General features: G+C 72.3%; 12 protein-coding genes. 5 read left to right on the forward strand and 7 right to left on the reverse strand.

Going from position 1 to position 11495, the window contains the following annotated elements:
- Entirely contained in the window at positions 1-1422 is a 1422-nt protein-coding gene (locus ACIB24_RS21115; RefSeq protein WP_398284179.1) for a hypothetical protein, read from the reverse strand.
- 117 nt (positions 1423-1539) lie between these two features.
- On the opposite strand from ACIB24_RS21115, the gene ACIB24_RS21120 reads away from it, so the two are divergent.
- The 3 genes from ACIB24_RS21120 to ACIB24_RS21130 are packed head-to-tail and all read left to right on the forward strand — an operon-like array spanning position 1540 to position 5227.
- Positions 1540-2613 (forward strand): glycosyltransferase, encoded by a 1074-nt coding sequence (locus ACIB24_RS21120; RefSeq protein ID WP_398284180.1) that lies wholly within the window; start codon positions 1540-1542, stop codon positions 2611-2613.
- A complete protein-coding gene (locus ACIB24_RS21125; RefSeq protein ID WP_398284181.1) occupies positions 2610-4169 on the forward strand; it encodes an oligosaccharide flippase family protein in 1560 nt (519 codons plus the stop codon). Before ACIB24_RS21120 ends, ACIB24_RS21125 begins: the two co-directional genes overlap by 4 nt.
- A complete protein-coding gene (locus ACIB24_RS21130; protein ID WP_398284182.1) occupies positions 4166-5227 on the forward strand; it encodes a hypothetical protein in 1062 nt (353 codons plus the stop codon). Before ACIB24_RS21125 ends, ACIB24_RS21130 begins: the two co-directional genes overlap by 4 nt.
- Before the next feature lie 19 nt (positions 5228-5246).
- Here the strand turns inward: ACIB24_RS21130 and ACIB24_RS21135 are convergent, their stop codons facing one another.
- From ACIB24_RS21135 to ACIB24_RS21150, 4 genes are all read right to left on the reverse strand, one after another.
- On the reverse strand, positions 5247-6311 hold the full coding sequence (locus ACIB24_RS21135) for a DUF4124 domain-containing protein (RefSeq protein ID WP_398284183.1): 1065 nt from the start codon (positions 6309-6311) through the stop codon (positions 5247-5249).
- 40 nt (positions 6312-6351) lie between these two features.
- Positions 6352-6936 carry a hypothetical protein gene (locus ACIB24_RS21140; RefSeq protein ID WP_398284184.1) on the reverse strand — a complete coding sequence of 195 codons (585 nt, stop codon included), beginning with the start codon at positions 6934-6936 and terminating at the stop codon, positions 6352-6354.
- Positions 6937-7081: 145 nt separating this feature from the next.
- Positions 7082-7981, reverse strand: a complete 900-nt coding sequence (locus tag ACIB24_RS21145; RefSeq protein ID WP_398284185.1) for an NADase-type glycan-binding domain-containing protein — start codon at positions 7979-7981, stop codon at positions 7082-7084.
- 206 nt (positions 7982-8187) lie between these two features.
- Positions 8188-8457 carry a hypothetical protein gene (locus ACIB24_RS21150; protein ID WP_398284186.1) on the reverse strand — a complete coding sequence of 90 codons (270 nt, stop codon included), beginning with the start codon at positions 8455-8457 and terminating at the stop codon, positions 8188-8190.
- Between the two features lie 111 nt (positions 8458-8568).
- On the opposite strand from ACIB24_RS21150, the gene ACIB24_RS21155 reads away from it, so the two are divergent.
- Entirely contained in the window at positions 8569-8988 is a 420-nt protein-coding gene (locus ACIB24_RS21155; protein ID WP_398284187.1) for a protein-tyrosine phosphatase family protein, read from the forward strand.
- A gap of 5 nt (positions 8989-8993) precedes the next feature.
- On the opposite strand, the gene ACIB24_RS21160 is transcribed toward ACIB24_RS21155, so the two are convergent.
- Positions 8994-10673, reverse strand: coding sequence for an alpha-amylase family protein (locus ACIB24_RS21160; RefSeq protein WP_398284188.1), 1680 nt, complete (start codon positions 10671-10673; stop codon positions 8994-8996).
- A 50-nt stretch (positions 10674-10723) separates the two neighbouring features.
- Positions 10724-11143: a nitroreductase/quinone reductase family protein gene (locus ACIB24_RS21165; RefSeq protein WP_398284189.1), complete on the reverse strand. Its 420-nt coding sequence runs from the start codon at positions 11141-11143 to the stop codon at positions 10724-10726.
- A gap of 96 nt (positions 11144-11239) precedes the next feature.
- Here ACIB24_RS21165 and ACIB24_RS21170 point away from each other — a divergent pair, with 96 nt between their 5' ends.
- Positions 11240-11482, forward strand: a complete 243-nt coding sequence (locus tag ACIB24_RS21170) for a hypothetical protein (RefSeq protein ID WP_398284190.1) — start codon at positions 11240-11242, stop codon at positions 11480-11482.
- Positions 11483-11495 lie beyond the last annotated feature (13 nt).

The following is an 11495-nucleotide window of genomic DNA, read 5'->3' on the forward strand; positions in this document are numbered from 1 at the left end:
TCAGCTCCCGTGACGCGGGTCGGGCCGCCTGATCTCGAGGTCGTCGAAGTCGAGCAGCCCCCGGCGCAGAGGCTTGTCGGACGTCGTCCGCGGGCGCAGCGGGGCCGCGGCGGCCCGACGCGGTCCCTGCGCCGTCGGCCCGGGCGGCAGTCCCTGCGCCGGAGGCAGGGTCGACGGCATCGGGCCCGGCATCGCGCCGAGCGTCCGGGTCGGCATCTCGTCCGCATCGGCGGGCGGCAGCGGGGAACGGGCCGGCCGGGCGGGCATGACGGGTTGAGCGGGCTGGACGGGCTGGACGGCCTGAAGGGGTTGCGCGACCGGGGCCGGGCCCTGGACGCGGACCGCCGGCGGGGCGTCGTCCCGCAGCATCGAACTCATGCCGGCGCGGGAGCCGGCCTGGCCGCCCCCGGACGGCACAGCGTGCGCGGCGGCCGGCTCGGGCGGCGAGAACAGCCGCAGCAGCGGCTGAGGTGCGGTCTCACCCGACCGATCGGTCGCCCGATCCCGGGGGAGTTCGACGCGGCGGGGGCGGTCGTCGTCCGGGATCTCGACCTGCAACAGCGGTTCGGGCAGGACGGCGGGCGCGGCCGGAGCGTGGGCCGGGACGGGGGCCTGGACGGCGTCCGCGCGGCGGTCGTCGTACGTCTCGAAGGGGTCGTAGGACTCGGGCTGCGGCGCCCGGTCCGGACGACGGCGGTCGCGCGCCTCGGGCAGCCGGAGCCCGGCGACCAGCCGGCCGATGACGTAGGCGATCAACGCGCCGCCACCGAAGCCGGCCAGGAGGTAGATCTGCTTGCGGCTGGCGGCGTTGTCCCCGGTGTTGACCGGCTCGCGCACGACGCTGAGGTCGGCGGCCGCGGCTCCGGTCATCAGGCTCTGGTAGGTGGCGTTCAGGGCGTTGGCCTGGGCCTGCAGCGTGCCCAGCTGGGTGGAGGCGTCGATGTAGTCGGAGCCGGTGCCCCCCGAGGCGTTGACCCGGCTCTGCTGCGTCGCGACCTGCCGGTTGAGACGTTCGAGCTTGGCCAGGGTGTCCTTGGCCTTGCCCTGACCGCTCAGCTCGACGACCCGGGACTTCATCACCGTGGTGGCGGTCTTGGTGGCGGCCAGCGCGGCGGCGGGGTCGGACGCCTTGACCTCGATGCGCAGGACGTTGGAGTCCGGGATCGGGCTGGCGGTGATGCTCTGGACCTGGGTGGAGACCGCGGGGTTGAGCTGCGGGCGCACCATGTCGTCGGTCAGGTACCGGGCGTAGGTCTCGGCGAGGCTGGTGCCGGTGCCGAGGTCCTTGGCGACGACGGCCAGCCGCGACTCGGCGGAGTAGACGGGCGGCTTGCCCTGGACGGCGAGTGCGCCGACGAGCGCGCCGACGACGGGCAGCAGCGCGAGGGCGGCGTAGATCGCCCAGCGGATTCTGACAACCATTTCCCGGACCCACCCTTGACGTCGTCCTGACCTGTTGCCGGTAAGCGTAGCGAGGACAATGGCTCAACGTGACCGTTCGGGCACATGTGGTGACGGACCTGGGTTACGTTGGGCCACATGTCCCGACCTCGCACACCGGGCCTGTCCACCATGTGGTGCGACGAGGACCCGGTGTGGAACCGCGCGGTCGACGTCCTGAGGGCCCGCGACCCGCACCGGACGTTGCCGCTGCCGGTCTGGCTGTGGCGCTTCTGGCGCGAGTCACGCGGGCGGCAGGCGATCGTGCTGCGCGGCACGGTGACCCTGCGGGACGGTTATCGCGACCTGCTCGGCGCGGTGCTGCTGCGCCGGATGTGCTTGCTGCGCAAGGCTTTCGGCGACCGTCCCCGGATCGTGGTCTCCGACGCGACGATCGAGCCGACGAGCCGGGCGCTCGAGGCCCGGCTCGGGCCGTTCGCCGCCGTCCTGCCCTGGCTGGCCCGGCTGCTGGTGCGGGCCGCAGACGGGCCCGACGTCCGCTGGTGCGTGCTGTCCACCCCCGAACGACAGCGGTTCGCGCAGACCTGGGGGGTGCCGGCGTCCCGCGTCGTCGTCACGCCGTTCCGGCACACGCTGTGGGAGGCGGGCGCGGGGGCGCTGCCGTCGATCGGTGACCCGCACGACCCGGTGCGGGTGTTCGCCGGTGGCAACAGCCTGCGCGACTACGGGCTCCTGCTGGACGCGTTCACGGACCTGAGGGGCGCCCGGCTGCTGGTCGCCACCGACCGGCTCGCGCCCCGGGACGACGGGCGCGTGGTGGTCGCTCAGCTCACCGAGACGCGCTACCGCGCGGAACTCGAGCGGTGCGACGTGCTCGTCGTGCCGCTGGCCGACTCGAGCCGCAGCGCCGGGCAGCAGACGTACCTGAACGGGATGGCGCTGGGCAAGGTCGTGGTGGTCGCCGACCCGCTGGGCGCCGCGCACGACTGCGTGGACAACGGGACGACGGGGGTCGTCGTCCCCGCCGACGTGGAGGCGTTGCGGGCGGCGCTGACCGACGTCCTGGCCACCGACCCCGGCCGGCGCGCGCACCACCTGGCGATGCGGCGGCGGGCCCGCGACGCGGCTCTCGGCTTCTTCTCCCCCGAGGCCTACCGGCGCCGGTTGCTCGACGTGGCCGGGCTCGACGTTCGCGAACCGGTGCGCGCGTGACGGCGGGCCTCGAGGGCGTCGAAGGCGTCGAGCAGAGCGTCGACGAGGCGGCCCGGCCGTCGGTGCTGCGCTCGGGGGCGTGGAGTTCGCTGACCCAGGTCGCGCCGGCGATCAGCGCGATCGTGATGACGCCGTACGTGGTGCACGGCCTCGGCCCCGACCGGTACGGCATGTACATCCTGGCGATCAACCTGCTGAGCTTCCTGGGCTCGTTCGACGGGGGCCTGACCGCCTCGGCGGGGCGCTACTTCAGCCTGTACGCCGGGGCGGGCGAGACCGCGCTCAGCACCAGGCTGCTGGTCACCCTCGTGAGCACCGTGCTGGTCCTCGGCTCGGCCGCGGCGCTGCTGGTCGGCGTGCTCGCGCCCTGGCTGGTCAACGTCGTGCACGCCCCGGCCGACGTGGCCGCGGAGGGCGCCTTCCTGATCCGGGTGATGGCCTTCGTGACGGTGTTCTGGCTGGTGTACTCCGTGTGGTGCGCGCTCGCGAACGCGCACGGCCGGTTCGCCGGGACGTCGCTGGCCTACGTGGCGGGCTACGTGGTGTTGATGGCCGGGCTGGCCCTGGTCCTGCTGGATCACGGCGGCCTGCGCGAGGTCTCGTGGGTGCTGCTGGCCCAGGCGGTGACGTGCGTGGTGCTGGCGGCACCGTCGGCGTTGCGGTTCGCGGACCGTTCGGCGCTGGGGTTCCTCGGCCTGCGCGAGGTGCGCGAGTACCTGAGCTTCGCCTGGAAGGTGCAGATCCAGGGCCTGGCCGGGCTGATCAACTCACAGCTGGCGTCGCTGTTCTCCGGCGCCGTGCTGCGCGTGCGCGAGGTCGGCGTGTACAACGTCGGCGCCAACTACGCGCTGCAGCTGAAGTTCCTCCCGCTGAACGGGTTACGCCCCGTGGTGGCGTGGCTCGGCCGCGACTACGGGGCCCGTGGGCGGGCGGCGGCGGAGACGTTCGAGCGGCTGCAACGGCAGTGGGTGCTGGCGGTCTGCGGCTGGTCGTCCATGGCGCTGGGCTCCGCGTACTTCGCCGTGCAGGCCTGGCTGGGGCCGGCGTACACCGACGCCGGGGTCGTGGCCACGGTGCTGGTGGCCGGGAACGTGGCGGTGCTCGGTAGCGGGGTGCTGCTCGGCTGGTTGAACACGGTGGGCCTGCCGGCCGTGGAGGCCCGCTACTCGGTGCTGTCGGTGGTGCTGAACCTGGCGCTCCTGGTGGCGCTGGTGCGCCCGTTCGGGATCGTCGGGACGGCGGCCGCCACCGCGATCACCCAGTGGCTGTCGGTCTCGTACCTGCTGTGGCGGGCCCGGGCCGCCCTCGACGGTCGGCCGACAGCGTTCGTGCGGTGGATCCCGGTCGTGCCGGTGGCCGTCACGGTCGGCCTCACCGTGCTGCTCGAACTGGCGGCGCGCCCCTGGCTGCCCGGCGGCGGGCTCGGGCTGTTGAGCGCGGCCGCGGTGTCGGTCCCCGCGGGAATCGTCTACTGCCTGCTGGTCTTCGGACCGCGGCGCTGCCTGGAGGCGGCGCGGGGCGTCGTCCACAAGCTCGGGAAGGAAGGCGCGCGGTGAGCGTTCGCGGTCGGTACTGGCAGGCCCGGTTCGCCCGGTGGGGGCGGCCCGCCCACCCGCACCCCCAGCCCGGGTACTCGCTGCTGCTGCCCGTCCCCGGCGACCTGCCCGTCTTCCTCGAGCTGGCCCTGGCCGTGTGCCGGTTGCAGGACCCGACGCACCGGGTCGAGACGCTGGTGATCCCCGACCGGTCGACGGCCGCCGTGCGGCGCGTGGTCGCCGACGCCCGCCGCGACTGGCCGGACCCGCTCCGGCTGCTGCCCCTGCCGGCGGCGGAGCGGCTGGTGCTCCCCCGCCTCGGCGACCCGGGCCGCAACCACGGCGCGCAGCTGGTCACCGGGGTGCGCGCCGCCCAGGCCGACCGCATCGTCCTGCACGACGCCGACCTGTTCCTGCGGGACCCGCGGGTGCACGCCGACGAGTTCGAGCTGGCGGAGAAGGAGGACGTGGACGTCCTCGGCATCTCCCCGGCCTGGGACGACTGGTACGCCGAGCGCGGGCGCCGGCTGGCCGCCACGTGGGAGCTGTGCGGGCGGGTGGCCTGGTTCCGGGACTTCCCACCGCACCGGCACTTCGGGCACGACGCGGTGGTGGACGGCGAGCGGCACACCTTCGACACGACGTTCTGGCCGCAGCTGCACACCGGACCCGGCCGGATCGACGTCGGGGTGGGGCTGGCCGAACGCACGGTGCACTTCAACTACACGATCAGCACCTACCGGCTCTTCCAGCGCGCCGCCCGAAGTCGGGAACCGTTCCGGGACAAGGCGTTCCGCATCCTGCTGATCCGACTGTTCGTCGAGCTGTTCGGCCGTGTCGAGCACCCCTACGGGCTGCCCACCCTGGAGCAGCTGGGCGACGGGCTGCACCGCGGCGGCCAGCACCTGCGGGTGCTCTACTCGCGCCAGGACGGCGAGACCTACCGCCGGGTGCGCGAGGGGCTGGGCGCCGTGGTCGAGGGCCCCTGGTCGAGCCCCGAGCGGGCGGCGCGCTGCCGGGAGCTGCTGGCCGCCTTCGACGAGCACTTCAAGGACTTCTTCGTCGTCGACCTGTCGTAAGCGTCTGTCGTAAGAGCCTTCAGCGCTTGGGTTTTCCGTAGTTCTTGGGCAGCGCCTGCAGCTTGTCCCAGGGGAAGTTCTTCATGATCAGGTAGTCGGGCGTGCCCTGCATCAGGGCGTTCCACGGGTTGGTACCGGTCCGGGCCTGGACGCCCGCGCCGCTCTCGGTCACCACCGCGACCGCCCCGGACTTGTCGGTCACGATGAACCCGTACTTCTGCGCGGCCCGGGCGATCATCTTCGCGATCGGGTGCAGCTTCAGCGTGCTCACCTTCACCCTCGGGTCCAGCCGCAGCCGGGTGCCCTCGGGGATGGCGGCGGGCGAGGTGTCGAAGCCGTCGGAGCGCTGCGCGGGCCAGCTGACCCGGGTGTGCACCGCCGGGTTGGGGATGGCCAGCGCGAGCGCGTGGTCGATGCGGCCCGCCTGGGCCTCCTTGATGCCGACGGCCCCGCCGATCAGGCTCAGCCCCGACGCGCTGGCCCCGAAACTGCCGGTGAAGAAGCCCTTCGACGTGGAGACCTTGTCGATCCGCCCGCCCCAGCAGGCGTGCCAGCCGTCGGCGCGGTTGGCGATGCGCCAGAAGTCCCACATCGTGTCGGTGGACTTCTGGTAGATCACCAGGCTGCGGTCGGTGCCCGCCGAGGGCACGGCGCTGGACGGGATCGGGACCCCGACGAACTGCCCGCCCGGGCCGTACAACCCCTGGGGCACGGATCCCTTGCCCTGGCAGTCGTCCCAGGCGATCGTCGTGCGGGGCTGGTCCTTCGAGACGCCGTAGAAGCTGGCGTTGTACTGCGTGACGTTGAACGCGGCGACCCCGCCGTAGCGGTCGGTCACCTGGCCGTTCAGGTTGCGGGCCATGGCCTTCGAGCCGGCCGCCAGTGGCGCCTTGGCGATGTTCTTCTTCCACACGCTGGCCGCCGTGAAGGGGCCGGCGCGCGGGGCGGGCACGGTGACCGGGCCGTCCGGGAGGCGGGCCGCGGAGGTGTGGCGGTCGTCGTCCGGGCCGCACCCGGCCAGCAGCACTGAACCCACGACGAGCAGTGCCAGGACCACCCGCGACGGGCGTCCTCGGGTCGTCACGGTTACCGATGGTACCCGAGTAACTACAGAACGCGAGCGCTCAACAGCCGTGCCGCAGAACGACCTTCGCAAATCCGGCGGTCTGGTACAGGTACTGCCAGGGCCACCAGTAGACCGGGTAGCTCAGTTGCGGGTCGACCATCCGCAACCGGCCCGGGTAGCAGCGCTCGACGATCACCCGCGAGCGCGTGATGTGGAACGTCGGGGCCAGGACGATCACGTCGTCCCAGCCGTTCTCCCGGGCCAGCCGGCCGATCTCCATCGCCTCGCCGCGCGTGGTGCTCGGGTCGGGCGCGAAGCAGGTGACGCCGGCGCCGTCGTTCGCCGCTTGCGGCCGGTTCGGGCGCAGCTCGCGGGCGAGTTCCCGGGCCGGGCAGACGCCGTACATCCCCGGCTCCCACTGCCCGTACGGGTCGGACACCACGAGGTGCCGGGCCAGGCCCTCCCGGAACATGCGCTGCGCGACGTAGGCCGTGCCTACGTTGCCGCCCAGCGCGACCACCGCGTCGGCCGGGTCGCTCGCCGACGCCGAGTCGGTGCGCGGGTGCACGTAGACCGGCCATCCTGCGGCGGCGAGCACCACGAGCGCCGCGAGACCCCCCACGACCAGCCTGCGAATACGCACCCGCGCTAGGCAATCACGACCCGGCCACCCGGCGCGCGACTATCAGCGAGCGCGTCGCGAACGTTGACGGAGTTCACACTGAGGAGGCCGACATCAACGATCGTTGATGTGCGTGGAGTCCGGCAGCGGGTCCGTCCGGCGCAGCTCAGCGCACCACGAGCTCCGTCATGGCCGTGAAGTCCTGGTTGGGGTCGCCCGGGTCGGTCGTGGCCTCGATGTTCAGCTCGAACCGCTTGCCCTGGACGGGCTGGTCGAGCGTGATGGTCTGCACGTCCGGGTCCTCGTTCAGGGTGTACGTGCCGACCTGTTCGCCGTCGACCTCGACGCTGATCCGGGTGATCCGGCGTTCGGCCTGGTAGCGGTCCTGCAGAGCCTCGTCCTCGACCGCATACCCGTTGGTCAGCTGGAGCTCGTGGATCCAGACCGGCTTCGACCAGCGCGCCTCGATGTCCTCCCCCGACGCGTCACCCGGGGTGCGCCACACGCTGTTCCAGTCCCCGTCCCGCAGCTTGTCGATGTCGTACCGGACGATCTTGCCCGGCAACACCTCGAACCCCGACCCCGGCGGGCCGTCGAACCTCCGGGCTGTGTTCAGCAGGTTGGTGCCGCTCGTCCCCGGGTCGGGTTCGGTCGTGGCCTTGGGTGTCTCGGACGGCGTGGCGGACGGCGTGGCGCTCGCGCTGCTGCTCGGCGTCGGGGCCGCGGTGTTCCCGTCGGGCCGGGTGAGCAGGTACGTCAGCAGGACGGCGAGGACGACGGCCAGCACCGCCGCGGCGATGTACAGCGGGGTCTGGTTGTTGCGGTTGTTCCCCGGCGGGCGCCCGCCGGGCGGTGGGTACTGGCCCTGCGGTGGGTACTGGCCGTGCGGTGGGTACTGGCCCTGCGGCGGGTACTGGCCGTACGTGTCCTGCGGCGGATACGCGGTGGGCGGGAGGGCCTGGGTCGGCTGGTAGGTGGCCGCGGGCATCCGCATCGTCGGCTGCTGCTGCCCGGCACCCTCGGGCAGGACGACGGTGGGCTCGTCGTTCCCGACCGACCCTTCCACGGGCGTTCCGCAGCTCCCGCACCGCTTAGCCCCGGGGACGACGTCCGCTCCGCACCGCTTGCACACCATCGCGGGAACATAACCGACCCACCACGCCACCGCAGCACCCGTGACCTCCTCAAGATCACCGGAAAAGCGGCATTCCATCGGCTTTGACCCAGCGAAATGCGCTTCCTGCGGTGATCTTGGTCGATTCCCGGAGGGCTTCAGCGAGCGCGTCCGATCAGGTCCCGCACGAAGGCGCGGGCCTCACGAGGGATCTGCGAGTCGTAGAGGTGCAGCAGCGTCGGCGGGCCGTCGCCGGAGATGGTGATCGTGTAGTGCGGCTGGCTGCGCAGGATCCCCTCGAGCCGGGCCGTGGTGACGGCGGCGAGCACGGCGAGCGCCGAGCGCTCGGCGGGACCCAGCTCGTCGTCGTCCAACTGCACCTCGGTCGGCGGCTCCCAGCCGCTGCGACGCACGAACCGGACCGGCATGGGACCGCCTTCACATGATGCGTTTGCGCATGATCAACGCAGGAGTGATGCGTTTGCGCATGATCAACGGCGGATTGGTGCATCGATCATGCACGAATGCATCATCGATGCATGCGGGAGGACTGGGCGGACGAGACCGGGCTGCTGACGCTGCCCAGCGGGCTGCGCGTACGGGGACGACGCCTGCGGGACGAGCGCTCGCCCGCGGACTTCGCGCTGGTGCTGGCCTCCGGGCCGGTCCCGGCGTGGCCGCACCGGCGGATCGACTGGCCCGACTTCCGGACGCCGCGCGACACCGACGACGCGCTCGACGCCCTGCGGGAGGCGATGGGGCGGGCCCGGGCCGGCGAGCGGGTCGAGGTGGCGTGCATGGGCGGGAAAGGCCGCACCGGAACGGCTCTCGCGGCGCTGGCCGTGCTCGACGGCGTGCCCGCGGGCGAGGCCGTGGCCTACGTGCGCGAGCGGTACCACCCGCGCGCGGTCGAGACCCCGTGGCAGCGACGCTGGCTGCGGCGCGTGACGCCCGGATGATGCGTTCAGATGAGCCGGCGGGAGTCGGGGGCGACGACGCGCAACCAGCGGTAGCCGTAGCCGTCCAGCGCGAGGGTGGCCGAACCGGCGCCGTCGAGCGGTGTCGACCCGTCCTCGAGCAGGTCGACCAGCCGGTGCGACGACCCGCAGCCGTCGAGCGTGACCGGCACCTGCACGCCGTCCGGGCCGAGGTTGTGCAGCGCGACGAGCGTGCCGTCGTCCCACGTGCACCGGTGGGCGAGCACGGCCGCGTGCGGCTGCTCGAGCTCGTGGAATGTCGACCAGCCCAGCTCGGGGCACTGCCGGTACCGGTGGATCAGGTGCGCGACGAAGGCCAGGAACGAGTCGGGGTCGCGGCGTTGGTCGGCCACGTTGATGAACTCCGGCCCGAACGACCCCTCGACCAGGGGCGCCGTCAACGCTGACGCCGGGGCCTCGCTGAACCCGCCGTTCTTCGTGTTCGACCACTGCATCGGCGTGCGCACCGCGGAACGCCCCGGCAGCGAGGGATTCTCGCCCATGCCGATCTCCTCGCCGTAGAACAGCACCGGCGTGCCCGGCAGGGAGAAGAGCAGCGAGTAGACCATCCGCAACCGGCGCGGGTCACCGCCGAGCATCGGCGGCAGCCGGCGCCGCAGACCGCGCCCGTAGACCTGCATCTCCGGCTCGGGGCCGAACGCCGCGAAGACCTCCTCGCGCTCGGCGTCGGACAGCTTGTCGAGCGTGAGTTCGTCGTGGTTGCGCACGAAGGTGGCCCACTGGCAGTCCTTCGGGATCTCCGGCCGCTCCCGCAACGCTTTCGCGAGCGGTCGCGCGTCCTGGCGGGCCAGCGCCAGGTAGAGGTACTGCATGCCGATGAAGTCGAACTGCATGGTCAGCTCACCACCGGCGTCGCCCCCGAAGAACTCCGCCTGCTGGGCGTGCGGCAGGTTCACCTCGCCGAGCAGAATGCCGTCGCCGGTGCGCCGGCCGAGGAACGCGCGCAGGTCGCGCAGGACGACGTGCGGGTCCGGGAGCAGGGCGGCGGCCTCCTCGGACTGCCCGAGGGTCTCGATCAGGAACGGGACGGCGTCCACCCGGAACCCGCTGAGCCCCAGCTGGAGCCAGAAGCCCATGGTCTTGGCGATCTCGTCGCGGACGGCCGGGTTGAGGACGTTGAGGTCGGGCTGCGAGCGGTAGAACCGGTGCAGGTACCACTCGCCGGACCGCTTGTCCGGTTCCCAGATGCTGCTCTCCTGGTCCGGGAAGACCACCTCGGACGACGTGTCCGGCGGCGGGTCGGAACGCCAGACGTAGAAGTCCCGGTACGGCGACCCCTTTCCGGCGCGCGCCGAACGGAACCACGGGTGCTGCGCCGACGTGTGGTTGACGACGAGGTCGGCGATCACCCGGAGGCCGCGGTCGCGGGCCACCCGGATCAGCTCGACGAAATCGCCGAAGGTGCCCAGCCGGGAGTCGACGGCCTGGAAGTCGGTGATGTCGTACCCGTCGTCCACCTCGGCCGTCGGGTAGAAGGGCATCAGCCACAGGCACGTCACGCCGAGCTCGTGCAGGTAGTCGATGCGCTGGGCGAGGCCGGCGAAGTCACCGACGCCGTCGCGGTTCCAGTCGCAGAACGTCTCGACGTCGAGGCAGTAGACGACGGCGTTCTTCCACCACAAGTCGCCCGTGTCGGTGATCTTCACCGACCACGTCTACCGCCGAACCGGGCCCGTCGCCCGTCGGGAGGCAGCCCTCAGGAGGTGGGCTCGAGGACGATCACCGGGATCCTCCGGTCGGTGGACTTCTCGTAGTCCTTGAAACCGGGCGACCAGGCGGTGAACTCGTCCCACAACCGGTCGCGCTCGGCGCCCTCGGGGGCGGTGGCGTGCGCCGTCTGGGTGACCAGCTGCCCGTCGACCCAGCGTTCCACCGTGACCTCGGGATTGGCGACGAGGTTGAAGTACCAGCTGGGGTGCTGCGGGCGGCCCCCGGCGGAGGCGGCGATCAGGAGCCGGCCGCCGTCGTCCTTGTAGGCGACGGGGCTGAGCCGCGGCTCCCCCGACCGCGCCCCCACGGTGTGCAGGAGGAGCAGGTACTCCCGGTCGAAGCGGTCGGCGATGCGCGCCTGCCCCGCCCGGAACTGCTCGATGACCATCTCGTTCCAACCAGCCATGACGGCCCGAACACACTGTGCGCAAAGGCAATTCCCCCGGCGTCCAACGGGTGTAGCTTCACCCTGTTTCGCCATGTCAGACGGGGGTTGAGCCAGATGATCGAGGCCCAGGTCGGGGGCGGCTCGCGCGGCAACGCCGTCCCGTGGCGCTCCACGCAGACGGCGGGCTTCCCGGAGTACGAGCGGCCCGTGGCCGGCCGCAGCACGGGCGCCATCGACGACCAGCTGCAGCGCGACCTCGACCGGGTCGACCGGGAGCACGAGGAGGCCCTGCGGCGGTGGGAGGCGGACCTGCGGGCCCGTGAGGAGAAGCTGAAGCGCCCTGACGACGATGGGTGATTTGGCGCACTCT

The sequence above is a fragment of the Spongisporangium articulatum genome, from assembly GCF_044465595.1.
GTDB lineage: Bacteria > Actinomycetota > Actinomycetes > Actinomycetales > Kineosporiaceae > Spongisporangium > Spongisporangium articulatum.

Excerpts from the sequence above, each read along its gene's own strand:
- ACIB24_RS21115 (WP_398284179.1), bottom strand. The coding sequence starts at position 1,422 with ATGGTTGTCAGAATCCGCTGGGCGATCTACGCCGCCCTCGCGCTGCTG.
- ACIB24_RS21120 (WP_398284180.1), top strand. The coding sequence starts at position 1,540 with ATGTCCCGACCTCGCACACCGGGCCTGTCCACCATGTGGTGCGACGAG.
- ACIB24_RS21150 (WP_398284186.1), bottom strand. The coding sequence starts at position 8,457 with ATGCCGGTCCGGTTCGTGCGTCGCAGCGGCTGGGAGCCGCCGACCGAG.
- ACIB24_RS21155 (WP_398284187.1), top strand. The coding sequence starts at position 8,569 with ATGCGGGAGGACTGGGCGGACGAGACCGGGCTGCTGACGCTGCCCAGC.
- ACIB24_RS21165 (WP_398284189.1), bottom strand. The coding sequence starts at position 11,143 with ATGGCTGGTTGGAACGAGATGGTCATCGAGCAGTTCCGGGCGGGGCAG.
- ACIB24_RS21170 (WP_398284190.1), top strand. The coding sequence starts at position 11,240 with ATGATCGAGGCCCAGGTCGGGGGCGGCTCGCGCGGCAACGCCGTCCCG.